This window comes from Paenibacillus sp. BK720, from assembly GCF_011761545.1.
Taxonomy (GTDB): Bacteria; Bacillota; Bacilli; order Paenibacillales; family Paenibacillaceae; genus Pristimantibacillus.
Genome location: NZ_JAASRQ010000004.1, coordinates 421,708 through 447,425, shown reverse-complemented (window position 1 = coordinate 447,425; position 25,718 = coordinate 421,708). Strand labels below are relative to the sequence as shown.

The window sequence follows — 25,718 nt, the reverse complement described above, 5'->3', positions numbered from 1 at the left end:
TCCTTGTTTAGGAAGGAATCTGTAAAAGGCCATCGAAAGTCTACTGTGCTATGTTTCACAACGTTAGCTTGCAAATCCAGTCATAAAGAGGTGAAAAGATGAAACCAGCAGGTGTGGTTAGAAAGGTGGACCAGCTCGGGCGAATTGTCCTTCCTAAATCACTTCGTAAACGGTATCAAATGAATGAGGGGGATCCTGTAGAGATTTTAGTGCAAGGCGACCATATTATTTTGGAACGTTACCGTCCGAGATGCGTGTTCTGCGGATCAATGGAAGAAGTGAAGGAGTTCAAGGACCGTTATTTATGCGAGCCGTGCATGAATGAAATGGGACAGCTTCATAACCGTTAACCGGATTCAATCCTCCATAAAGCACTCATACAAACATACGATGAAAAAAAAGAAGCTTCTCCTGCATGCAGGGTAAGCTTCTTTTTTTGAATTCCAAGAATTTATAAGTGCTGTCTTATAAATGGCTTAGAATTCGGGCTTGGCCTTTGTTTAAAGGCCTTTGGTCTTGTCGTCGTTGTACGATGACGTCAAGATGGCAGTCAGGAACAAAATAAAGACTGTCATAACAATAACGAAAGTAATAGACATTTTGTGCACCTCCGATATGCTAGCTTCATTATAACCAAGTATTAGGGAAAAGAAAACGTTTAAGTTTGCATGGATTCTTTTTATTATGCGACAATAGTGACAGTGCAAATCATGATTTTTTATTGCGGGAGGAGAAGAAAAATATGGAATTTCGCTTTGCAACAAGAATGACGCAGGTTAAGTCTTCCGTCGTGAGGGATATTCTGAAGCTGACGCAAGGCAATGACATCGTATCCTTTGCCGGCGGTCTGCCGGCGGAAGAGCTTTTTCCCGTACAGGCTGTCAGGGAAGCCGCGGACCGAGCGATCTCCGCCGGTACAAGCGCGCTGCAGTATGGGCTTACCGAGGGTTACCTGCCGCTTCGGGAGCAGCTGTGCGTCCGCATGGCCCAGAAGGGGATGAACGTGCAGCCCGATGACATGATTATTACGACAGGCTCCCAGCAAGCGATCAGCCTGCTTGTCCAGGTTCTGACCGAGCCGGGGGATACGGTGCTTGTTGAACGGCCTACCTATTTAGCCTGCCTGCAAGTGTTTGAGCTGCATGGTCTAAAGGTTGTAGCCGCGGAAAGCGATGAGCATGGCATGATTCCGGAGGATGTGGAACGTCTGGTCCGCCAGCATAAGCCGAAGTTTATATATGCCGTTCCGACCTTCGGCAATCCGACGGGCAACGTGTGGAGCCTGGAAAGAAGGCACCAGCTCCTGCGTATTTGCGCCGGCCATCAAGTGCCTATTATTGAAGATGATCCTTACGGCGAGCTGAAATACGATGAACACGAGGCTTTCCCAACCCTGTTTGCGCTTGACCAGCAGCAATACGGGAGCGGCGTTGTTATTTATACGAGCACCTTTTCGAAAATCGTGGCTCCCGCACTTCGCACCGGCTGGGCGATCGGCGATGCCCGGGTAATCAAGATGCTTGCAAAAGCAAAGCAAGCGGCAGATCTGCAGTCCAGCACGATGGATCAGCAGATCTTGAGCCAGCTGCTTGCGCATTTCCCGCTCGACGAGCATATAAGGATTATCTCGGAATCCTACGGGGATCGGATGCGGGAGATGCAAAGCCTGATCAAAGCGCAAAAAATCGAAGGGCTGCATTGGATCGAGCCGAAGGGCGGCATGTTCCTGTGGATGGAGCTTCCCGAGGGACTGGATGCGGAAGCGCTGCTGCGGGTTGCGGTATCGAAGGGCGTAGCTTTTGTGCCGGGCAGCGCCTTTTACGCGTATGATCCGAAACGAAACACAGCGAGGCTTAATTTCACCCATAATAAAGGGGAGAGAACGGTGCTTGGCGTTGCGCGCCTGGCGGAAGCGATCCGCGAGTTTACGGCTCGTAGCTAAAGGGGACTCCCTTCGCGCGTTTGGTCGTCTTGCCTTTGGAGGCTTTAGGAGCTTTCGGTTTTTGTGCTTTAACGGGCTTCGGCTCGGGTGCCGGCGGGAGAGTGAAGGTCTCTTTCCATTCTGCGATCACCTCGGCATATTCCGCCAAGGCTAAGGCGCCGGCTGCCGTTAGCCGATATTGGCCTCGCCCTACCTTTTCGAACCAAAGATAATAATTGCTGCGCAGCATCGAGGCGCTTTGCGGATTGCCCGTCAGCGACGCCAGCTGGCTTGGCGACAGGATGCCGGCTTGCTGCAAGGCATAGGCCGCCCGGAGCGCCTTCTCCCGATAGGCCGTAACGAGCTTGCGGCCGGTGCTGCCGCCTACATTGTAATCGCCGCTCCGTTCCCGGAACTCCCGGAGGAGCCGTGCCTGGCGCGTTCTTCGGATGCCGCGCTTTGGCATCTCGCCGGGCTCGCACAGCATTTCGATCAGCGGCGCTTTGGTCTTGAAGAAGGTGACGGTCATTAAACCAAGACCAAGCATCCGGCACAGCTCCGTTATATCGCCGAAGCGCTGGTTATGGGCGCCGCTTTTCTTGCGGTTGCGCTCTACGGCGAGCACAACATGATCATTTATGCGTAAGCGTTCAATCCCTTGCAGCAGCAAGGCGAGATTGAACGTTTTTTTCATTTCGACAACAACCGCCTCGCTGCCATCCGGCTTCATCGCAACCAAATCGCAGTGTAGAACCTCGCTTTTTACCGTAAAGCCTAGCTTTTCGTAGTAGGCCTTGATGGGGCTGTACAGCTCCTCTTCCTTGTTAACTGCCATGTTAATTCCCCTCTTTCTCCCCTCATTATAGCAAATGCTTGTCGTTATTTGCCGGATTGCCGCCTAAAATAGTGGTCAATTTCCTACATAACTAAGCATAGGATTGTAATACTTCAGTAAAAAGTTGGTCCACACGATCAATGATGTAGAGATAATCCCGGGCGGAATGAAAACTAGCGGATTGCGGAAGCGATGGGAGGAGGCACGGCATGGACATTTTCAAGCGAATATCGGAGTATCAGACAGAGAGTGAAAAGCTTGCGTGGACGGGATCTTTCAGAGAATATATTCAATTGCTTAGAGAGGACCCGACCCCGGCCATGACTGCGCACGCGCGCGTCTATGAGATGATTGAATCTTTTGGGGTAGAGGACGATAACGGAAGGAAGCGTTATAAGTTCTTCGAACAGGAAATTTTCGGTCTCGACCGCGCCGTGGAGAAGCTGGTGGAGGAATACTTCCACTCGGCTGCCAGAAGGCTGGATGTCCGTAAACGGATCCTGCTTCTCATGGGGCCGGTCAGCGGCGGCAAATCCACCATTGTAACGATGCTGAAGAAAGGGCTGGAGCGTTTCTCCAGAACGGAGAAGGGAGCTATTTACGCCATTAAAGGCTGCCCGATGCATGAAGAGCCGCTGCACTTGATCCCGCATGAGCTTCGTCCAGAGATTGAGAAGGAGCTTGGTGTCCGTATCGAAGGCAACCTGTGCCCTTCCTGCCAAATGAGGCTTCGGGTTGAATACGATGGAGATATAGAGAACGTCATTGTCGAACGCGTGCTTGTGTCGGAGGAAAACCGGGTGGGTATCGGTACATTCAGCCCTTCCGATCCGAAGTCGCAGGATATTGCCGACTTGACAGGCAGTATCGACTTCTCGACGATTACGGAGTTCGGCTCGGAATCCGATCCGCGCGCGTACCGCTTCGACGGGGAGCTCAACAAAGCGAACCGCGGCCTGATGGAATTCCAGGAGATGCTGAAGTGCGACGAGAAGTTCCTGTGGAACCTGCTCTCGCTGACGCAGGAGGGGAATTTCAAGGCGGGCAGGTTTGCGCTTATCTCGGCCGACGAGCTGATCATCGCCCATACGAACGAATCCGAATACAAGTCGTTTATAAGCAATAAGAAAAACGAGGCGCTCCAGTCGCGTATGATTGTAATGCCGATTCCATACAACCTCAAAGTGTCCGAGGAAGAGAAGATTTATACGAAGCTGATTGGCCAAAGCGACATGAAGCATATTCACATCTCGCCGCATTCCCTGAAATCGGCAGCCATCTTCTCCATCCTTACCCGCCTGAAGGAAACGAAGAAGCAAGGCATGGACCTTGTGAAGAAGATGAGAATGTACGACGGCGAAGAGGTTGAAGGCTTCAAGGAAGCCGATCTGAAGGAAATGCAAAACGAGTACATTGAAGAAGGAATGACCGGCATTGACCCTCGTTACGTCATTAACCGGATATCGAGCGCTCTGATCAAGCAGGATATGCAGTGTATCAATGCCCTCGATGTACTGCGGGCATTGAAGGACGGTCTTGACCAGCATCCTTCGATTACGAAGGAGGAGCGGGAAAGATACCTGAATTTCATCTCGGTAGCGCGCAAGGAGTACGATAACCTGGCCAAGAAGGAAATTCAGAAGGCGTTTGTCTATTCCTTTGAAGAGTCCGCCCGGACTTTGTTTGAGAACTATCTCGATAACATTGAATCCTATTGCAACTGGACCAAAATCAAGGATCCGCTTACCGGCGAAGAAATGGATCCGGATGAGCGCCTGATGCGGTCTATTGAAGAGCAGATCGGCGTATCCGAGAATGCGAAAAAAGCGTTCCGCGAGGAAATTCTGATCCGCATCTCTTCGTACTCCCGGAAAGGGAAGAAGTTCGATTTCACAAGCCATGAGCGTCTGCGCGAGGCCGTTGAGAAGAAGCTGTTCGCCGACCTGAAGGATATCGTGAAAATTACGACTTCGACCAAAACGCCGGATGAAAGCCAGCTGAAGCGCATTAACGAAGTGACCAAACGGTTGATTGACGAACACGGCTACTGCCCGGTATGCGCAAACGAGCTGCTGCGGTACGTGGGGAGTCTCTTGAATCGTTAAATAATCTCATAAAGCGGTGCAGGGAGTATCCTGCATCGCTTTTTTGCTTTCGGCGCAATGGATTCAAAGGAACTCCCCTTCGTCATGAAGAATTCAAGAATGCTTACAAGCCGGTTCCCTATTTTCCGATATAATCTTTATAAGACAACGGTCAATGCTTACGATGTAAGAATTGCCGCAAAAAGCGTGTAACCATTCTTTGAAGGGGAGATTAGATCTATGATTAAAGTCTCGGGAGAACGCCGCAGGCAGTTGGAATATACCCGTATTACGGAAGAGGATTTGAAAAGGCTCGCCGACTGCAAGCCGATATTCGAACAAGTCGTCGAAGAGGTTGTGAACCGCTTCTATGACAACATTGGACAACAGCCGCATTTGATGCACATTATCTCGAATGTAAGTACCATTGAACGGCTTAAACAGACACAGCGCGGTTATTGGCTGTCCCTGGCATCCGGTGTCATTGACCAGGATTACATCGAGAATCGCATTACGATCGGGCTTGTCCATTCCCGGATCGGCCTGACGACCGACTGGTATCTGGGAAGCTACATGACTTATCTGGATATCGCCGCAACGGTCCTGCAGCTTGCGATCCCGGAGAGATGGACCTCCGTGCTTCACTCCTTGTCCAAGATGTTTAACCTGGATTCGCAGCTGGTGCTTGAAGCGTATAACCGGGCCGAGCAGTCTTTGATTCAGGAGCTGGCTGATCAAAGATCGGTTATGCTCACTACCATAACGGAGTCGGTGCAGCAGCTGGCCGGCCTGATGACGGAGCTTGACCAAGGAGCCAAGTCGATTGCCGAGGCGGCCGTGTCCACTTCCCAGTCGCAGGACCGCTCGCATGATCTGCTCGGAGATCTGCAGGAGGAGCTGGCGGGTATTACCGAGATGGGGCTGCTTATCCGCGGGATTGCAGACCAGACGCATCTTCTTGGCCTGAATGCCGCTATTGAGGCGGCGCGTGCCGGCGAGATGGGACGAGGCTTCGAGGTTGTGGCCAACGAGGTCCGCAAGCTTGCCGCAAACTCGCGTTCCGCGCTGGAAACCATCCAGACGAATCTGGACGAAATTCATAAGAAGATTCATCTGGTTCAGATGGAATCGGAGAAAACCTCGGTCGAAGCCCGCAATCAAGCGGCGAGATCCCAGGAGCTTGCCGTATTCGTGCATACCGTGGACACCGTTACAAAAGATTTACGCCAATTGAATACATAACAAGAGAATAGGCATAGGATATAAAGCAGGGTTTCTTCGCCAGCGCAGAAGCTCTGCTTTCGTGCTATAAAAGTTGACATGAAAATCCAATTCTTGTATGATAAATCTAACAAAAATTTACTTTCATTAAGGTTATTAAATATTTTATGTAAGTTAATATGACATTACGGGTTATGAGCCAACTTTGGAAGTCATCAATGAGGCGTCAGGGAAGGTGCTGTACCATCATGGAGGAGGCGGTTGGCATGTCGACGGCCAAACAGTCGCAATCGCAATATTACGATTCGCAATCATTTTACGATGAAATGTTCGAGAAAGACTTTTCGGTTCGTCCCCACTATGACAATATCCATCGGTTGTTCGCCAAAATGAAGCCGTCGGAATTGACGATGAGGCAGCATGCTCTCAATCAGCGCATGATGGAAGAAGGAATCACCTTTACCCTGTATAGTCCGAGCCAAAGCGAACCTCTGGAAAGAACCATTCCCTTTGATTACATCCCTCGCGTTATCCCCAAGCATGAATGGGAAGCCGTGGACCGCGGCGTTTGTCAACGGACCAAAGCGCTTAATATGTTCATCCACGATATTTACCACGCCCAGCGCATTGTATCCGACGGGGTTATTCCAAGACAAATGATCGTATCCAACGTATATTTTCGTCCGGAAATGATGGGGTTAGACGTTCCGGGAGGCGTGTATATCACCTCCTCCGGCATAGATTTAATTAGAGACGAGAAAGGCCGCTATTTCGTCCTCGAGGACAATCTCCGTTCGCCTTCCGGTTACTCGTATTTGTTCAAGGGCCGCACCATCATGAGCGAGCTGTTTCATGATTTATACTTGTCCTCCTCCGTCCAAAGCATTGAGCGAAGCCTGAACTATTTCCTCCGTTCTTTGCGTTCCCTTGCGCCTAACGGGAAGAAGGATCCGCTAATCGCGCTTCTTACTCCGGGCTCTTACAATTCCGCCTATTACGAGCATACCTTCCTAGCGCAGCAGCTGGGCATTCATTTGGTTGAAGGCCGTGACCTCGTCTATAAGGATCATAAAATTTATTTGCGCGATCTGAGAGGCCTTCGCCAGGTGGATGTCATTTACCGCCGGATAGACGATGATTTTCTTGATCCGCTTGCCTTCCAGCCGGATTCGCTGCTAGGGGTTCCGGGGCTCATGAACGCTTACCGCGCCGGCAATATCGCAATAGCGAATGCGCCGGGTACGGGGGTTGCGGACGATAAGGCAGTGTATGCTTACGTTCCGGATATGATTCGTTATTATCTCGGAGAAGAGCCGATTCTGCATAACGTGCCGACTTATCTGTTATCCCGGAAGGAAGAGCGCGACTACGTTCTGGATCATCTGGACCAGCTGGTCGTGAAGGAGACCTCCCTCTCCGGGGGGTACGGCATGCTGATTGGTCCGACGGCTTCTCCAAAGGAAGTGAAGGAGTTCGCGGAAGCGATCAAAAAGGATCCCGGCCGTTACATCGCCCAGACCACCATGAAGCTGTCGCGCGCGCCTGTCATGATTGACGGGCAAATGACTCCTCGCCATATCGATCTGAGGGCCTTTGCGCTAATGGGGGAAGATTCCACCCATGTAATTCCGGGCGGGCTTACCCGCGTCGCTTTGCGGGAAGGCTCGCTCGTTGTCAATTCTTCGCAAGGCGGAGGAGTCAAGGATACATGGGTGTTAAATCGTTAAAAGTTTCAATCAAGAAACGGGGGTATCGCTGTGCTTAATCGAAACGCTGAAGCGTTGTTTTGGATCGGACGCTATATGGAACGGGCGGAGAACCATGCAAGATTAATTGATGTCCACTATCACCTGCAGGCAGAAGATGAACTAGGCGTTGAAGCTTGCGGTCAGGACGGCGAGAGCAGGGAAATTCCATGCAAGTGGACCCGGATTGTCGACGCTCTGGGCAGCAGATACGCTTATGAACAGCAATACGGCAGCTATACGGAGCAAGACGTTCTTCATTACATTACGCTTGACCGGGATAACGCCAACTCGCTGGTCTCTTGTGTAAGCCATGCCCGAGGCAATCTCCGCACGCTGCGGGAGAAGGTGCCAAGCGAGCTGTGGGATACGATTAATGCGTTCTACTTATGGCTGCGCGAGAAACAGCCGGAGGACTTGATGAAGGAATCGCCTCATTTGTTCTATGGGCGGATTAAGGAATGGGCGGCTTTGTTCCAAGGCTTATGCCAGTCGGTAATGCCCCGCGAGAACGAATGGCATTTCATCGAATGCGGGCGTTTCCTGGAGCGGTCGGAGAACACGCTTCGGATTATTAAAGCAGTAGGCAATGCCGCCGTTGGAGACGGCTGGAACAATGCCGGCGCTTATCCGTATTTGCAGGCGGTCCTGAAATCGCTGAGCGGTTATCATTCGTTCCGCCGATACTATGCGGACGGCATGTCTGTCGAATCGATTGTGGAATTCGTCATTCTGAACCAATCCTTCCCTCGTTCCGTTCATTTCTCCTTTCATGCCCTCGACGAGCACATGAAGCTCATTGAACTGTCGGATAAACAGCTCCGCAGCGCCCATGACCGAATCATCCGCCAGGTGGCGAAGGTAAAGGCGGACCTGGCTTGTCTGGAGCATGACGATATGATCGTCGACCGGAACGGGTCGATCGTTGGCCATTTGCTCGAGGCATGCCAGATGCTGGGGCAATCCTTTGCCAAAACCTTTTTTCGCATGGGGGAGGCAAGCGCATGAAGCTGAATATATCACACGTGACGCAATACGAATACGAGGAGTCTGCGACGGACAGTGTCAATGAGATCAGGCTCACGCCAAGCACCAATGAACGTCAGTCCTGCTACCAGCAGGCCATCTTCATTGAGCCGAATGCCTCGCTCTTCAGTTACGAGGATTACTTCGGCAACCGCGTGCATTCCTTCTCGGTGAATCCGCCGCATAAGCGTCTGACGATCCGGACGCAAATGACGGTCGTTACGAGGCATGCGCCTAGCCCGGAGGAGCAAGCGGCTCTTCTGAACGGCAAGCTTGCCAGGGAGGCGTGGGCATGGCTGGAGACGGAGGAGGCGGCTAACCGCTTCGCGGAGTTTCTGCTGCCGACCGGTTACGCGGACGTAACGGCTGATGTAAAGCGATATGCGGATAGCGTATATGCCAAAGAGAGCAAGGATATGAGCGTGTTGAGCTGGCTCATTTCGTTGTCCGGAAAGATCAGAGCCGAATTTATTTACGATCCGGAAGCTACGACGGTTACAACCAGAGCCAGCGATTTGATCGAACGCAAACGAGGGGTATGCCAGGATTTCGCCCATCTTATGATCGCGTGCTGCCGGACTCATCGGATTCCGGCCCGTTACGTAAGCGGCTATCACTTTGTCGGGGATCTCCAGGGCGGAAGCGCCGATTTCGAGCAGGCCTCCCATGCCTGGGTGGAGGCGTATGTGCCAATGCTTGGCTGGTGCAGCTTTGATCCGACGAACGAAGCGCCGGTTGGGGAGCGGTATGTCAAGCTGGGGCATGGCCGGGACTACAAGGATATTGTGCCGGTAAAGGGAGTGTACCGCGGAAGAGGGCAGCAGAACCTAAAGGTAACGGTAGATGTACGCAGAGTCGAGGATTAACGGGATGACGATTTAAATAAGGCTGCTTTCGCAGGTTCAGTTGAGTGGATTGAACCAATGAAAGCAGCCTTTTATTTATGTCTCTATCCAAGAAAATAATCGAGCTCGACTTCAACCTCTTCGATGACGACATCCGTGATCCGCTGGTCCCGCGTAAATCGCCACTGTTCGTAATAATCCTCTTTCATATAGACATGAACCATAAACCTTGGTCCTACGTTAAACATAACCCTGTAACCTATGAATTTATCTTTGGACAACGGTATCACCTCGGAAGTCTTATTGCGCGTTAGTAGGTACTAGAAAAATTATAGTAAAGAAAGAGAGAATTTGCTATAAGCGGATATCTTGCTTACTTGGGCGAGTTTTCCTAAATTTTTTCTCATAATTGGTAATAGAGGAAATGATGTTTGGAGGAATTTTTATCCTGCAAAATCGCGGAAAACAGCCTAACAACAAGGCCTGAGGGGCCCTGCCAAAGCTAGTCCCGGCCTAGGTTTTACGGTGGTTTTCAGTTTACTTTGACAAGAAAAAGACATGGTAATTATTAGAAAATTAGAGAGTTGTAAGATTGGCTCCGTCTATCAATAGTGGTACTTTTTGGTCATTGCGGTGAGAGTTGGCATATATTTTAATAGGGGTGGGAGGGATGACAAAAACATGAAAAAGCAATTACTAAGCCTCGCTATTATCGGATCTTTACTAGGGACAGCCGGCATTGCAAACGCAAGCACGACCTGGACCACGTCAAGCGCAGTAAAGAAATACAATGAGTACATAAACGCGGATAGCTACGTGAAGGACGAGCTCTATAATGTGGCGGATTTCCGGGCCAAATACGGAAGTCAATCGAACACTCTCGCTTACCAAATCGTCGAACGGGCGATCTGGTATATGGAAAACGGTTATATGGTTTACGGCAGCGGTTCGGATGCTTACGGCAAATACGGCTACGAGGACTGCTCGGGCTTTGTCCGTTTCGTATTTGGCGATTTCGGATTTAACGTTACGGGAACATCAGCGAATTACAACACGGTGGGCACAAAGGTAGCCGGTGTCGGCAAACAGAAGGTGAACGGCAAGTGGAAGCTTACCGGCATTGAGAACCTGAAGCTTGGCGATATTCTGACCTGGCAGGAAACCGATCATATTATGCACGTTGCGATTTACATGGGAACCAACCGCGATGGTCAGCCGGTTGTGATCGGCACGCGCTCGGACGGCAATCCGACGGCGCTTGGCACCGTTGACGGCTGGGAATATTGGTGGGGCGAGAACTTCAAGGAAGCCCGCCGCGTAGTTCCTGCAGCCGGCTTCACGGGGATGGCCGGCAAAACGGTTAAAGCGCCTATCATTCCAGATTCGTATGTGCTTCCGCCGCAAAAGCCGGTTCCGGCCTGGACAGGCCCATCAACCGGGGGCGGTTCCACAACGCCGGCTCCGGATCCGACGCCGTCGAATCCGTCGAATCCGTCGAATGAGAAGACTACATACGTGGTGACGGTAAAGGGCTGGGTTAGCCTGAAATCGGCAGCGAGCTCGAGCTCTTCCACGGTTGGCAGACTGCAGCTTGGCCAAAAAGCCGAGCTGATCAAGAAAGCCAACAGCTATTGGTATCAAATCAAAGTAAACGGCCAAACCGTTTATATCACAACAAACAGTACGTATACGAAGACGATAACGGAATAGGTAATGAACAGGGGAGAGATATTCCTTGAGGCATTGATTCGCGCTATAACAGGTGCTTTGGGAAGGGCTCCAGGGACAAGCGCGGTTCTGCCGCTAAGAGGAAGAGGACCTCTGTTCAACACAAAAAGGGTTGTTTCGGGAAGCTGAATGTTGGCACCGAACAACCCTTATTTAATAGGCTTATCAGGATTCGTTAGAGTCTGCCAGCAACGTCCGTATCCGGTTATCGACGAGAGCGAGGTCCCACGGATAAAAGAAAACATGATCGCCGTCGTCCGCGATGCTGAAGGAATAGGCGATGGGCTCGTCCGTATAGAAGATCATGGAGTAATAGTCGGGGTCTCCGTTCTGGGTATTTGGCGTATAGGCAGGCTTATATTCGCCGGATTTCAGCAGTTGGATAAAGTCGGACTGCTCCTGATTCACAAGCGTCCGGTACGGAGCGGTATCATCCTTTTTATACAGCTCGATCTTGCTGACTTTGTCCATAGGAAGGTCCTTGAAGCTGCGGCGGTTAAGCGTTTTGTAATAGGAGTCCTCCACATACAGGCGGTATCCCCCGATTCTCGTTTTGTCCTCGGCAGCAATCAATTCTTCCGGTTTATACCCCTTTACCTCGTACAGCTGCGTGCCGATAGCAAGGAAAGCCGCGTCGCCTTCCTTGGTCCGATAGTCCGGATTAGAGACAACATCCCCTACCTTGAACTTCACCTTGCCTGCGACAGCATCCGTTACATCGTCCGGATTGACAAGCACGCCGTCGTAAAGGCCGGTATAGGTATGGTCGTTAAGCTTAACAAAGTCGACCCAGTCAATAACGGCATTGCCCTTGATCGATTGGGAATTGTCGCGGGTCAGCGCCCAATAGGTGAATGCGCCTAGTCCCAATATAAGCAGCAAGCTTGAACAGAAGATAACCGCGTATTTTTGCAAGAAACACCACTCTCCCTAATAACTATTTAACGGGTGCCGGAACCGAATAGTTGCAGCTGCGGCCGCAGTTGTATGGGGGCCTATCCACTTCAGCACAAGTGGCGTTAAGCGGCGGAACATACACTGGGATTGGAGGGTGAGTCCCATGTATGTAAAAAAGTATAACAGCCGAAGCATCTACGGAAAGCTTAAGGTGTGCCGGTATTTGAAGTCTCACAAAAGCCTGAAGAAGCTTGTCCCCCATACCGTGTCGTTTAGCCGGAAAAATATGGCCTCGATGCTGGCGGAGCACTCTTCGGTCTATGTAAAGCCGGATACGGGCTCGCAGGGGATGGGGATCTTCAAAGTCAAGAATGCGAAGAGCTCGGGCTATACGGTTAAGCATATCGTGAAGAAGAAGCAGCTAAGCCGTCATTTGGGTTCGGCTTCAGCCGTGTATAACCATATTAACAAAAAGTCGGAGAAAAGGCTTATTATTCAGAAGGGCATCACGCTCGACCGCGTGAACGGCAGAGCGTACGATATCCGGGTGATGGTACAGCGCAAGCCGGGCGGCTCCTGGACCGTGAACTGCTATTCGGTGAAGGTTGGCGCTCCCAAGAAGATCGTTACGAATTATTATCAGGGCGGCAAGCTGTATTCGATGGAGAAGCTGGGGAAGAAGCAGGGCCTCTCGCCGAAGAAGACGGCGAAGCGGATCTCGCAGCTAAAGTCAAAGTCGCTCAAAATCGCAAAGCATCTCAGCGGCAAACGCAAAGGCATGCACGAGCTGGGCATCGATTTTGCTTACGACAAGAAGCAGCGTCTCTGGGTTATCGAAGTCAACTCGAATCACCCGCAGTTTTATCCCGTGAAGCGGCTTAATCCGCAGGCGTACAGGATGATGAAAGAGTTCGCGAGAAGCTACGGCAGAAAGGACGATTAACAGGGGAAAGCCGCAATCCGGTGCCTGACGAAAAGGCCATGGATGCGGCTTTTTTAACTATAAACACTCTACACAAACTTCCGGCTGGTCTTCTTCCCGTCGCAGCTGAAGACGATTTTCTTGTCCTCGACGATGGTCTCCAGATGGACGTTCTTGCCCCAGAGCTGCACGACGTAAGGGAGAGTGCGCTCGACATATTTCAGGTCAAGCTCGGTTCCCTCGTAGTTATGCTTCAGGTACAGCTCACCCACCCGGTTGAAGTCGCCGTCGGTAACCACGATGCTTGGGAAGCCGCCGTTTACCTTCGAATAGACGAGCTGCTCGCGGATATTTTCCCAGGATTTATCGGTGATTTTCCATTCCGGCCCTTTCTTCTCGAAGATATAGAGATCGAGTTCATCGGTCAGTTCCTTCGTTAAGTAATTGCGCAGGAAGGAAATGTCGGAATCGAATTCCCGCACTTCGAAAATTTTCTCCCGGCCTTTGCCCGGCACGCGTCCAAACCGCACCTGTTCTTCCTTCGTAGGTTTATCCCAGCGCTTCTCGATATCCTCAAAGATCTTCAGCCCGAGATAATACGGGTTGAGGCTATGCCTGGATGGGATAACAACGGAGGAGTTCAGCTTGGCGAACTCGATCGTCTCGTAGCTGGTAAGCGGCAATTCGCGGATAATGCGCTGATGCCAATACGAAGCCCAGCCTTCGTTCATGATCTTGGTCTCGATCTGCGGCCAGAAGTAGAGCATCTCGTCGCGGAGCATCGACATGATGTCGCGCTGCCAAGGCTCGAGCTTCGGCGAATATTCCTCGATGAACCAGACCAGATCCTTCTCCGGCTCCGGAGGGAACTGATTGGGCGCTGGAGCGGAAGGTCCAGCCGAAGCCTCAATCTCCTCCAGCGACCACAAATCCTCGTACTCCGACTTTGCCGTCTGCTTCGAGGAACGCGATTTCTCTTTCGTCAGCAGCTCGATATACCGGGATTTATCGAGCTGGTATGGCTTAATAATGGTCGGATCCACATGCTCCTGAATGGCCAGAACGGCGTCGATAAACTTCTCCACGGCTTCCGTTCCGTGGTCCATCTCGTATTGATGAATGCGGTCGGCGGTAGCGGACATGCTCTCCACCATGTTGCGATTGGTTTGGCTGAAGCGGGCATTGTTCTTGAAGAAATCGCAGTGGGCCAGAACGTGCGCGACAATAAGCTTATTCTGAATCAGCGAGTTGCCCTCGAGCAGGAAGGCGTAACACGGATTCGAGTTGATCACAAGCTCGTATATTTTGCTTAGACCGAAGTCGTATTGCATCTTCATCTTGTTGAACGTTTTGCCGAAGCTCCAGTGGCTGAAGCGCGTCGGCATCCCGTAAGCGCCAAAGGTGTAAATGATGTCCGCCGGACAAATCTCATAACGCATCGGGTAAAAATCGAGCCCAAAACCTGTTGCGATTTCCGTAATTTCATCGATGGCATATTCCAGTGCACGGATCTCATCCTGATTCATTGCGCTATCCCCCCGTACTTGATAAATACCGTTCATACCATGTGTATGCCGCCGCCGCTGTTGGATATGCCCTGAGCGTTCAAGTAATCTCCTATTTATTTATTGGACAAATTCGTATATGATTTCCCTATTCATGAACGATAGGACCTAGGAGGGCGCAGCAACATGGAGAAGCGGTTGAGAACCTTCATGCCGTTTACGTATAAAATGATGATTTCCTACCTGCTGCTCGTGCTGGTTACGGACGCGGTTATCGGTTATTTTTCGTATACGATGCTGGTGCAATCCCGTACGGAAATGGCAGAGACAAACATTAAGACGGCAATGGAGCAAACGGAAAATAACCTGGGCTACCAGCTTGACGAGATTCAGCGGATGTCCGATACGCTGTTCGGCAGCTTATCCTTTCAGCGGGCGCTGCAGAAGAAGGGCGATCCGCTCCAGACGTATCTGACGATGCTGGACGAGATCGTCCCCCAGATCCAGGCGCCGCTCCATTTGTACGGCAATCATATCCGTCTTCTGGTCTATACGACAAACGGCTATTTGAACGAGGTTGACGGAGACAGCATGTACGAAGAGATTAAGGACAGCGATTATTACATTTTGCCGTACAGCGAGATTACGAATAAGTCGTGGTTCAACGCGATCAAGGATTCGGACAAGGATAATATTTGGCTGCAGGTCGACACCGACCGGACGCTCAACAATATTTCGCACTTCCGGAAGCTGGTCTCTTACAACGATTACAAGACGATTATCGGCTACGTCCGAATCACGACGCGGCTGGACGATTTGCTTGGCGATTTTAAAGCGTTTCCAACCGAGGAGGGACTCATTCTTCGTCTGGTGGACACGAGCAACGATACGGTTCTTTATCAACGGGGCGACAATGAGCATACGGATGCGGAAGCTGCGGCTGGCGCGATGCCGGAAGAGGATAACGGCACTTATCTCGTCATGCAAAATAAAATTCCGAACACCAGCTTTGTGATTGAGACGCTGGTTCCGAACGAGTACCTGAGAAAGGATGCCGGCAAGCTGGGGAGCGTTATTTTCTACGTATGCCTGATCAGCTTCCTTGTGATGTCCTTGATCGGATTCCTGGTGGCCAGACTGTCCGGGCGGAAAATGAGGCGCATTGTCTCGTTCCTGGGCTCCTTCCAGCAGGGCAGCTTCCAGAAGCGCCTGCGCTTCAGCGGCAATGACGAATTTGTTCATATCGCCGGCGCGTTTAACGATATGGCGGAGAACATTCAGGATCTGATCAAGAAGGTATACGTGGAAGGCATTCAGAAAAAACAGGCGGAGCTCGAGGCGCTGCAGGCGCAGATTAATCCGCATTTCCTGTACAACACCTTGTCGACGATAGGCAGCCTTGCGAATTTGTCGGAGACGGGGAAGGTAACGGGCATGGTTGAAGGACTCGCGAAGTTTTACCGGCTTTCGCTTAATGACGGCCAGGTATTTATTCCGCTCGCCAAGGAGCTGGAGCAGGTGGAGGCTTACCTGGACATTCAGCGCATTAAATACGCGGGAAAATTTGACGTCCATATCGACATGGAGCGGGGACTTGAAGATTGCAGAGTCATTAAGCTGATCCTGCAGCCTTTCGTGGAGAACATCTTTAAGCATGCCTGGTTTGGCAGTCATATCGCGATCCGGATCAGCGGCAGAACGGTCGGAAATAAGGTGGAGCTGAAGGTCATCGACACCGGGATCGGGATGAAGCCGGATGCTTTGAGGACGGTAATGGCACAGCCGGGACAGTCTGGCGGATACGGCATCCGCAACGTGGATGACCGCATTAAGCTGCGGTATGGCGATGAGCATGGCATCGAGATCGGAAGCGTGTTTGGCGGAGGGACAACCGTACGGATCCTGCTGCCGGTAGACCGGCAGGGCAACGCCGACGAGGAAGAGCAAAGGAGACAGCTGGCATGATTACGGTATTACTGGTAGATGACGAAGCGGTAGATCTGGAATGGATGCGGCGCAGGGTAACGGGCAGCCCGCTGCCCTTGCGGGTGGTTGGCACGGCGAGCAGCGGATTCGAAGCTCTGAAGCTGATGGAGGATGAGCGGATTGACGTCATTCTGTCCGATATCCGGATGCCGATTATGACGGGGACGGAATTCGCGCGGAAGGCGAAGGAACGGAACCCGCATGTGCAAGTTGTTTTTATTAGCGGTCACGAGGACTTTCAATACGCCAAGGAAGCGATTCAGATGAACGCTTCGGGTTATTTGCTGAAGCCGGTCAAGGACCAGGAGCTGCATGACATGCTGGAAACGGTCTATAAGCAGGTGGAGAGCGAGCGGAAGCGGCATTCGATCGTAACCGAGGCCCTGTCGCTCGTCAATAGGGAGCTGATGCTCAAATGGCTGGCCGATACGGCCGAAGACCATGAACGGGAGCATATCGCTCCGTTCCTGAATTCGCTTCTGCAATACGGGGCAGCCGCGGCGGTTATCGAGATCGATGACGTAGAGTGGAAAATCCCCGAGCAGGAGCGGCGCAGTCAGATCCGCGGCATTTCCTCCTTTATCGAGCAATTCGTTGGCGACCATGACGGGGGGACGGTGCTGGTGAGCCATGATCAGCGGATTGTTATTTTATCGCCGATCTCCGATGACCGGTTTAACGCGATGCTGGAGGAGCTGGTCGGCGAGGTCCGTCAGAACTTCCCCGTCACGATTACGGCAGGCGCGGGAAGCTCGGCAAGGGATACGGAGGAGCTTCGCGAATCCTACCGGCAGGCGCAGGCAGCTCTTAGCGCAAAGTGGCTGCTGGGCAAAAACCGGCTGATCAAGGATGTGTCCGGCACGGCGAGAGAGGACAAGCTGGAGCCCAATGTCGAGGAGAACGTCGGGCAGATGCTGACCGCGATTCTCGATTATGACCTTGTCGCGATTGATGATCGGCTGCTCAAGCTGTTCGACAAGAACGAAAGCGTATCCCAGAAGCAATATGCGTACGACCTGATAATCCGGGTAACGTCGAAGCTGCATGCCGATCTGCTGCAGCAAAACGAGAATCTGTACGAGCTGCTGAAGTGGGATGCGCAGAAGGCAGCCGTTCTGTTCCAATTCGAGACGATCGACGATATCCTGTCTTGGCTGCGCAGAAGATTTTTCGAGCTGTCCGAGTTATTGTACGTGAAGCGCCAGAAGCAGAAGCGCAAGCTGTTCGATAACATTATGGCGTTTGTGGACGAGCGGCTGGAGCAGAAAATTACGCTGAAGGAAGTAGCGGCGCATTTCGATTTTACGCCCAATTATTTGAGCACCCTGTTCAAGGAGGAGACCGGTACCTTGTTCAGCGACTGGCTGAACGAACGGCGCATGGACCGGGTTCGGGAGCTGCTGGCTGATCCTTGCCTGAAGGTGTACGAAATAGCCGAGCGGGTCGGCTACAAGAATATCATTTATTTCAACCGGCAGTTCAAGCAATTCACGGGCATGACGCCGGGCGAGTACCGAAAGAAGCATAAAATCTAGTCCGTTTGACCTTAATTCGTAAGCCTGCGGCTGTTTTTCCAAGCTGCAGGCTTTTGTTTTTTTTCGATCCGTATAAACGAAACTTTCCGTCCGAAATCGTAGATTAAGTATTACTTTTTGTAGTTTGGCTTAATTTTGGAGGGGCGGCGCGGTTTATATAATTAACCTATGAGACAGAGAGATTATACAGGAGGAGAAAACGAATGATGCGACGCGGATTTTGGGGTTACGCCCTTCAGAACAAGACGCTGCTGCTCATGCTGGCGCCGGCGGTATTCTTTTTTATACTGTTCGCTTATATCCCGATGGCCGGCATTGTACTGGCATTCAAACAATACAACAACACGGGCGGCATATTCGGAAGTCCGTGGAACGGAATCAGCAACTTCCGTTTTTTCTTCGAATCGGGCAATGCCTGGATGGTTACGAGGAATACGGCGCTTTATAACATCGCCTTTATCATCGTCAACAACGTGCTGCAGATTGCGGCGGCGATCTTCCTGTTTGAAGCGGTGGGCAAATGGTTCCGAAAGTTAACGCAGACCATGCTGTTCCTTCCTTACTTTATTTCATGGGTTGTCGTAGGCGCTATCGCTTACAACCTGTTCAACTACGACGTGGGTACGCTGAATGTGCTGCTGAAGGCCGTAGGCATGCAGCCGGTTGATATTTACAACACGCCTTCCTATTGGCCGGTCATTCTCGTGCTTGTATCCGCCTGGAAAACGCTTGGCTACGGCTCGGTCATGTATCTGGCGGCCATCACGGGGATCGACAACGAGATGTACGAAGCGGCTGAGATCGACGGAGCAAACGTATTCCAGCGGATCTGGCGTATCACGCTGCCGAATCTGTTCCCAACCGTGATTATTCTGGTCCTGCTCGCTGTCGGCAATATTTTCAGAGGGGATTTCGGAATGTTCTACAACATGGTCGGCAACAACGGCCTCTTGTTCTCCTCAACCGATGTTATCGATACCTTCGTCTTCCGGTCTCTGACGACCTCGAACGAAATCGGCTTATCGGCTGCTGCAGGCTTCTATCAATCCGTGCTTGGCTTTGCAACGATCTTGCTGGCTAACTATGCGGTACGCAAATACGACAAAGATCATGCTTTGTTCTAAGCTGATACTTACGAAAGAGGGATTATAGATGAGTGCAATTGCCCAAACGGGGAAAAGCGGGGTTAAACGTCAGGCGGACATCATGCTGCTGAGAGTCATCGGCTACATCTTTATATCGCTCTTGGCTGTCATCTGCTTCATACCGTTCCTGCTCGTAGTATCGTCCTCATTATCGCAGGAAAGCTCTATTGTGGAGAAAGGCTATCAGCTCATACCGGCCGTTTGGTCCGCCGAGGCCTACAGCGTGCTGTTCAAATATCCGGAGCAGATGCTCCGGGCGTATGGGGTCACCATTGCGGTGACGGCAATCGGGACGCTGGTCGGGTTATTCGTAACCGCGATGACGGCTTACGTCCTTCAGCGGAAAGATTTCAGGTGGCGCAACCAGTTTGCTTTCTTCTTCTTCTTTACGACATTGTTCAGCGGAGGTCTTGTACCATGGTATATGCTGATCGTTACGTATCTGGATTTGAAAGACAAGTTGATCGTCCTTATCCTCCCGATGCTTCTCAACGTGTTCTATATAATCGTGATGAAGACGTTCATGAGCAGCATTCCGGAGGCGATTACCGAATCGGCCAAGATCGACGGCGCGGGGGACTTCCGCATTTTCGTCCAGCTGATTCTGCCCCTGTCCAAGCCTGTACTTGCCACCATTGGCTTGTTCATCGCTTTGGCTTACTGGAATGACTGGTACAACGCGCTTCTGTTTGTCAGCGACGAGAAGCTGATGCCGCTTCAGTATTATCTATACAAAATGCTTGGCAACATGGATGGCATGCGCAAGGCGATGGTCGCTTCGGGAGCGGTCGTTACGACAAACATCCCGACGGAGAGCCTCAAGATGGCGATGACGATTGTCGCCACCGGGCCGATCCTGCTCGCCTATCCGTTCATTCAGCGTTATTTCGTGCAAGGCCTTACGCTTGGCGCGGTGAAAGGTTAGGATGACCTCAGGGCAACCTGGTTATCATATATGACTATATTTTTAGGGGGATACACATGCGAAACAAAAAATCGGTCATGCTGCTGGCGGCAACGTTTGCCCTATCCGCAACAGTGCTAGGGGCATGCGGCAGCAATAATGGAAATAACGGCGGGACGAATGCGGAAGCGACGCAGTCGCCGGCTGCGGAATCGCAATCTCCTGCGGCATCGGCGGATGCCGGCGCGGTCGACACGTCCGAAGAGCTAAAGATCAAAATGCTGATGGTTGGCGGCAAACCGGTTGACTATGACGCGGTATTCGCGGAGATTAACAAAAAGCTGAAAGAAAAGGTTAACGCAACCATCGATGCGGAGTTCCTAGACTGGGCGGATTGGACGCAGAAATATCCGCTGAAATTCGCGGCGAACGAGGATTTCGATATTGCCTATACGGCTAACTGGGCGTTCTACAATGACCAGGCGCTCAAAGGCGGCTTCATGGAGCTTACGGGCGATATGCTGAGCCAGTTTATGCCGCAAACGATGAAAGCGATGCCTGCGGTAGCATGGGAGCAGTCGAAGGTGAACGGCAAGCAGTTCATGGTGCCGAACAACAACCCGGAAGTAACGGACAAAGCGGTACTGATCCGCGAAGATCTGCGCAAGAAATACAATCTGGAGCCGGTTAACAGCCCCGAGACTTATGCGGCTTACCTGAAGGCGATTGCGGCTAACGAAAAAGGCATCAACGGCTTTAACGCCAAAGGCGCCGACGGCTGGAAATGGCATGAGCTTGACCAAATCCTGCTCGAGCAGGCGAATGATTTCAACCTGGTAGACTACAGCATGCCGCTTGCATACAAGCTGGACGATCCAACAGGCAAAGTATTCAACATTTACGACACACCGGAATTCAAATCCCTTCTTGCTTATTATAAAGATCTGGCAGACAACGGCGCATGGTCCAAAAACATCGTGTCCAACAAAAACGACGTTTGGCAGGATATTAAAGCCGGAAAAACCGCTTCTTACGCACAAAACCTGGGTACGGTAGCGATGAACCTGGCGGAACTGAAACGCGAGCAGCCGGATGTTGAGCTGGCCATCGCGGATCTGACGCCTAACAGCAAGAAAATCGCGGCGATCTCGACGCAAAACGGCTTTGCGATCCATGCGACATCGAAGAAAGCCGAACGTTCGCTGATGGTGCTCGACCTGCTGCAAAACGATAAAGAAATCCACGACCTGTTCATGTACGGCATTGCGGGCACGAACTATGAGCCTGTAGGCGACGACAAGTTTAACGCTTTGCCTGGCACGCCGAACTACACCGGCTTCTCCAACTGGGGATCGAACTCCCCGCTGAACCGCAAAGACGCATCGTACCCTGCCGAGGCAGACGCGATTGCGGCGGATTGGGAGAAAAAGGTTTACCACTTCAAGCTTGAGACCTTTGTCTTCAACGATGCAAACGTGAAGAACGAAGTAGCTAACGTAGGCAACGTGATGCTCCGTTACGCGATTCCGCTCGAGTACGGCCTGATCAAGGACATCGACAAAGGCCAAGCGGATCTGATCGCGCAGCTGAAAGCAGCGGGTATTGAGAAGGTGCAGAAAGAGCTGCAAAGCCAGATCGACGCTTTCTTGGCTAATTAATAAGGGGAGACGATTGTCTCTCCTGCCTTTAGGAAAATGATTCGTTAGAGAATGTGGTTGTGCAGGAACGGGGTATCCCCTTCGGTCACTGTTGTCTGCAGGAAATTTGAATTTTATCTCCAAAGGAGATTTCCCGCAGACAAAGGCGGACGCTAACGCTCCTCAGGGGACACCCCTTTTCCTTTCGCCAACTATTCTCTTAGAACAATTTTCTCGAGCTTAAGGAGGAGACAAAAGTCTCCTCCTTATTTATAGCCAAAAGGGGAGGAAAAAGGAGGATGAAAATGAAAAAGTTAGCGAGGAAAAGCATTCTTATATTTTTAGCATTTACGTTAGCGCTTACATCGATGCTGGCTATTGGGCCAGTGAAGAAAGCGGAGGCGGCGGAAAGCAATTTGTCCGATCCCGATACGTTTATTAAAGGCGTCGATATTTCGACTTTACAGGCGCTCGAGGATAAGAATGTAAAGTTTTATGATGGAGGAATCCAACAGGACCTGCTGACCATTATGAAAAATCACGGAGTCAATTATGTCCGTCTTCGCCTCTGGAATGATCCGGTGCAGGCGGATGGCTACAATGACAAGGCCCATGTGCTTGCGATGGCGGAGCGGGTGAAGGCGGCAGGGATGAAGCTGCTGCTTGACTTCCATTACTCCGACTTCTGGGCGGATCCGGGACAACAGGTGAAGCCGGCGGCATGGAAGGATCTTAGCTTTGCGGATCTGAAGACAGCTGTCTATGATTATACGGCAGACGTCATGAGCGACCTTGCGGACGCGAATGCTTATCCGGACATGGTGCAGATCGGCAATGAAATTAACAGCGGCATGCTGCTGCCCGACGGGTCAACAAGCAACATGGATAATCTTGCCGGGTTGATCGGCGAAGGCGTTAGAGCGGTACGGGACACTACGCCAAACGGTCAAACGACGCAAATCATGCTGCATTTGGCGGAAGGCGGCAATAACGGCAAGTTCCGCAGCTTTTTTGACGCAATGGAAGCACGGAATGTAGACTATGACGTTATCGGCATGAGCTATTATCCGTTCTGGCACGGCACGTTCCAGCAGCTGAAATCCAATATGGACGATATCGCCGCAAGATACGGCAAGCCGATTGTCGTAGCGGAAACGTCGTATGCCAATACGCTTGAGAATGGCGATGATCATCCCAATACGGTTGGCGAGAACGAGACAAAGCTTGTTGGCTTTGAAGCATCCGTGGCGAATCAGAAGCTTGTCACCGAGACGGTGCTGAATACCGTTGCCCATGTGCAAGGCGGGCTTGGACTCGGCGTATTTTACTGGGAGCCGGCTTGGCTGCCGGGTGTAGGCTGGAAGCAAGGCGAAGGCAATGCATGGGAGAATCAGGCGATGTTTGATTATGACGGCAATGCGCTTGACTCGCTAAACGCATTCCAATATGTACCGGGCAGCATCGCAAGCGTGGATCCGATTCTCGTTTATCCTGCTACGCCGGTTACGATTGCAACGGGAGATGTCTTGTCGCTGCCGGCGGATACAAAGGTACTCTATAACGAAGGAACCATTACGGCGGCACCGGTTGAATGGGAGGAATATAACCAAGAGCTGTTAAGCGCGCCGGGAACGTTTACGGTTCAAGGGAAGGTGGCGGGTACCAATCTTAGCACCTCGGTAGAAGTGACAGTGACGGGAAGCCCTAATCAGCTGAAGAATGGCAGCTTTGAGAGCGGTACGCTGGCGGATTGGACGGTTACCGGGGATACGGGCACGGTGAAAATCGAGCATAATGCGGGTAATGCGAAAGCCGGCGAATACGCACTGAATTATTGGTCGGGCTCGGCCTTTGCTTATCAGGTATCGCAGACGGTAACGGGGCTGGAGAACGGAACGTATGAGCTTCGCGGATATGCTTCCGGGGGTGAATATGCGGACCAGACGATCATGCTGACGGCTGAGACTGGCGGGCAGACGCTATCCGCTCCGGTAACGAATGCCGGATACAACGTCTGGAAGCAGTACACGATCGGGGATATTCAAGTGAAGGACGGCCAGGTAAAGGTCGGTATTCAAGTAAACGGACCGGCAGGAGCATGGGGGTATTTTGACAAGCTTGAGCTGGTGAAGGTAGAAGCCGCGGAGGTTAACGTCGTGCAAAATCCGGGCTTCGAAAGCGGCGCTTTGGCGCCATGGACGGTTACCGGAGATAGCGGAGCGGTTAAGGTTGAGCATAATGCGGCTAATGCCAAAACAGGCGAGCATGCGCTTAATTATTGGCTGGGCACAGCATTTAAGTATAGGGTTACGCAGTCTTTCGAGAATCTTGAGAACGGAATTTACGAGCTTCGCGCATCGGCATCCGGCGGCGTATACGACGAGCAGAAGATAAGCTTGTTCGCCAAATCCGGCAGCTTAACGTACAGTACAGATGTTGTAAATACCGGCTGGAATGATTGGCATTCCTACAAGGTCGGCGCAATTGAAGTGCGGGACGGCAAAGTCTCGATCGGTATTGATGTGGATGCCCCGGCGGGAGCATGGGGTTACATGGACGATATCGCGCTGGTGAGAGTAGGAGATCTGCCTTCCGGCGGCGATAATAACGGCAACGGCGGAACAAGCGGCGGCAATGGCGGGGGATCAAGCAATAACATGAACGGCGTAGCTACCGTTACTTCCTCCCAATTGGCTGCGGATGGCAAAGGCGGGTATACGGTAGAGTTGCCTTTGGGAACAACGCAGGCTGTTTTACCATCCGGCTTGTATGAACAATTGAAGAAAGGGCCTGTTACCTTATCAGCAGGGGATCTGTCCTTGACGATTCCTTCGGCTGTCGTAACCGAGCTGCTCGGCAAGCTGAAGACGGAAGCGGGAAGCAAGATTATTTTAAGCTTTGTGCCCGTTGCGGGGGCTTCTGCGGATAAATTGCTTGCAGGCACCGGCGCGGATGTCCGAGCGCTTGGCACCGTTTATAACTTCGAGTTGTCGGTAACCGGTTCGGACGGCAATGCGGAGAAGCTGACCAAGTTCAGCAGTCCGCTAACTGTTCGCCTGAAGGCTTCGCAAAGCGGAGACGCGGAATTGACGGGTATTTATTATTTCGCTGAAGACGGATCTATCCATTATGCTGGCGGGCAATTATCAAACGGCGTATGGCAGGCTGACGTTGCGCATTTCAGCAGCTACGGCTTGCTTGAAGTAAAGAAATCCTATACGGATGCGCCGGCCGAGCATTGGGCAGCACTTGCGATCGGATCCCTTTCGGCGAAGCAGATCATTAATGGGACAGCAGCCGCAAGCTTTGAACCGGAGCGCGCGATCAGCCGTGCCGAGTTCACTGCCATCCTTGTTCGTGCATTGAAGCTGGCCGGCACCGGCGGTCAAGCTTCGCGCTTCAGCGATGTACCGGCATCCGCCTGGTATGCCGAAGCTGTATCCGCGGCTTATGAAGCGGGTCTTGTAAAAGGGCGTTCGGCAGAGCTCTTTGTACCTAACGGCTCGATTACGCGCCAAGAAATGGCCGTTATGCTGGCCAAAGCCTATGAAATTTCCCATAAAGCAGCTTCTGCTTCCTCTAATGTTGACAAGGAGCTTCCGTTCCTGGACAAATCGTCGATTGCGAATTGGGCGATGCCTTCTGTACAATGGGCTTATGAGCAAGGGCTGTTAAAAGGACGGAGCGGCGGCCGGTTTGCCCCGGCAGCATCGATGACACGCGCGGAGGCAGCTGAAGTCGTCTATCGCTTGCTTAAATAGTATCAGGAGTATTTATTCCGT

The 25,718-nt window shown here is 51.8% G+C and carries 19 protein-coding genes; 15 read left to right on the top strand and 4 right to left on the bottom strand.

All coding sequences use genetic code 11. The features are described 5' to 3' along the window. Positions 1-98: 98 nt before the first annotated feature. The gene (locus tag FHT67_RS17500) at positions 99-350 is read left to right on the top strand and encodes an AbrB/MazE/SpoVT family DNA-binding domain-containing protein (protein ID WP_132307776.1); all 252 of its coding nucleotides are present in this window, start codon (positions 99-101) and stop codon (positions 348-350) included. 392 nt (positions 351-742) lie between these two features. Further along, the gene (locus FHT67_RS17495; RefSeq protein WP_167200290.1) at positions 743-1,942 is read left to right on the top strand and encodes an aminotransferase-like domain-containing protein; all 1,200 of its coding nucleotides are present in this window, start codon (positions 743-745) and stop codon (positions 1,940-1,942) included. Here the strand turns inward: FHT67_RS17495 and FHT67_RS17490 are convergent. After that, positions 1,926-2,756, bottom strand: coding sequence for a DUF2161 family putative PD-(D/E)XK-type phosphodiesterase (locus tag FHT67_RS17490; RefSeq protein ID WP_132307773.1), 831 nt, complete (start codon positions 2,754-2,756; stop codon positions 1,926-1,928). The genes FHT67_RS17495 and FHT67_RS17490 overlap by 17 nt on opposite strands. A gap of 209 nt (positions 2,757-2,965) precedes the next feature. Here FHT67_RS17490 and FHT67_RS17485 point away from each other — a divergent pair, with 209 nt between their 5' ends. From FHT67_RS17485 to FHT67_RS17465, 5 genes are all read left to right on the top strand, one after another. Next, a complete protein-coding gene (locus FHT67_RS17485) occupies positions 2,966-4,861 on the top strand; it encodes a PrkA family serine protein kinase (protein WP_132307771.1) in 1,896 nt (631 codons plus the stop codon). A 219-nt stretch (positions 4,862-5,080) separates the two neighbouring features. Next, positions 5,081-6,082, top strand: coding sequence for a globin-coupled sensor protein (locus FHT67_RS17480; protein ID WP_132307769.1), 1,002 nt, complete (start codon positions 5,081-5,083; stop codon positions 6,080-6,082). 245 nt (positions 6,083-6,327) lie between these two features. Next, positions 6,328-7,788, top strand: a complete 1,461-nt coding sequence (locus tag FHT67_RS17475; RefSeq protein ID WP_132307767.1) for a circularly permuted type 2 ATP-grasp protein — start codon at positions 6,328-6,330, stop codon at positions 7,786-7,788. 30 nt (positions 7,789-7,818) lie between these two features. Then, complete coding sequence (locus tag FHT67_RS17470; RefSeq protein WP_132307765.1) at positions 7,819-8,814, top strand: alpha-E domain-containing protein; 996 nt, start codon at positions 7,819-7,821, stop codon at positions 8,812-8,814. After that, the gene (locus tag FHT67_RS17465; RefSeq protein WP_132307763.1) at positions 8,811-9,698 is read left to right on the top strand and encodes a transglutaminase family protein; all 888 of its coding nucleotides are present in this window, start codon (positions 8,811-8,813) and stop codon (positions 9,696-9,698) included. Before FHT67_RS17470 ends, FHT67_RS17465 begins: the two co-directional genes overlap by 4 nt. Positions 9,699-9,781: 83 nt before the next feature. Here the strand turns inward: FHT67_RS17465 and FHT67_RS17460 are convergent, their stop codons facing one another. After that, positions 9,782-9,925 carry a hypothetical protein gene (locus tag FHT67_RS17460; RefSeq protein ID WP_165930682.1) on the bottom strand — a complete coding sequence of 48 codons (144 nt, stop codon included), beginning with the start codon at positions 9,923-9,925 and terminating at the stop codon, positions 9,782-9,784. Positions 9,926-10,358: 433 nt separating this feature from the next. Between FHT67_RS17460 and FHT67_RS17455 the strand changes: the two genes are divergently transcribed. Then, positions 10,359-11,387: a C40 family peptidase gene (locus FHT67_RS17455; protein ID WP_132307761.1), complete on the top strand. Its 1,029-nt coding sequence runs from the start codon at positions 10,359-10,361 to the stop codon at positions 11,385-11,387. A gap of 183 nt (positions 11,388-11,570) precedes the next feature. Here the strand turns inward: FHT67_RS17455 and FHT67_RS17450 are convergent, their stop codons facing one another. Beyond that, positions 11,571-12,320: a hypothetical protein gene (locus FHT67_RS17450; protein WP_167200288.1), complete on the bottom strand. Its 750-nt coding sequence runs from the start codon at positions 12,318-12,320 to the stop codon at positions 11,571-11,573. Positions 12,321-12,465: 145 nt separating this feature from the next. On the opposite strand from FHT67_RS17450, the gene FHT67_RS17445 reads away from it, so the two are divergent. Further along, on the top strand, positions 12,466-13,245 hold the full coding sequence (locus FHT67_RS17445; RefSeq protein WP_167200285.1) for a YheC/YheD family protein: 780 nt from the start codon (positions 12,466-12,468) through the stop codon (positions 13,243-13,245). Positions 13,246-13,313: 68 nt separating this feature from the next. Here FHT67_RS17445 and FHT67_RS17440 read toward each other — a convergent pair whose 3' ends face one another. After that, positions 13,314-14,750, bottom strand: a complete 1,437-nt coding sequence (locus FHT67_RS17440; RefSeq protein WP_132307755.1) for a SpoVR family protein — start codon at positions 14,748-14,750, stop codon at positions 13,314-13,316. A gap of 165 nt (positions 14,751-14,915) precedes the next feature. On the opposite strand from FHT67_RS17440, the gene FHT67_RS17435 reads away from it, so the two are divergent. From FHT67_RS17435 to FHT67_RS17410, 6 genes are all read left to right on the top strand, one after another. Further along, positions 14,916-16,694: a sensor histidine kinase gene (locus FHT67_RS17435; protein ID WP_132307753.1), complete on the top strand. Its 1,779-nt coding sequence runs from the start codon at positions 14,916-14,918 to the stop codon at positions 16,692-16,694. Continuing rightward, on the top strand, positions 16,691-18,250 hold the full coding sequence (locus tag FHT67_RS17430; protein WP_132307751.1) for a response regulator: 1,560 nt from the start codon (positions 16,691-16,693) through the stop codon (positions 18,248-18,250). Before FHT67_RS17435 ends, FHT67_RS17430 begins: the two co-directional genes overlap by 4 nt. A 203-nt stretch (positions 18,251-18,453) precedes the next feature. Next, positions 18,454-19,374, top strand: coding sequence for an ABC transporter permease (locus FHT67_RS17425; RefSeq protein ID WP_132307749.1), 921 nt, complete (start codon positions 18,454-18,456; stop codon positions 19,372-19,374). A gap of 28 nt (positions 19,375-19,402) precedes the next feature. After that, positions 19,403-20,320 (top strand): carbohydrate ABC transporter permease, encoded by a 918-nt coding sequence (locus tag FHT67_RS17420; RefSeq protein ID WP_132307747.1) that lies wholly within the window; start codon positions 19,403-19,405, stop codon positions 20,318-20,320. A 56-nt stretch (positions 20,321-20,376) separates the two neighbouring features. Continuing rightward, a complete protein-coding gene (locus FHT67_RS17415; RefSeq protein WP_167200282.1) occupies positions 20,377-21,957 on the top strand; it encodes a DUF3502 domain-containing protein in 1,581 nt (526 codons plus the stop codon). Between the two features lie 284 nt (positions 21,958-22,241). After that, positions 22,242-25,697, top strand: coding sequence for a glycosyl hydrolase 53 family protein (locus FHT67_RS17410; RefSeq protein ID WP_167200279.1), 3,456 nt, complete (start codon positions 22,242-22,244; stop codon positions 25,695-25,697). Positions 25,698-25,718 lie beyond the last annotated feature (21 nt).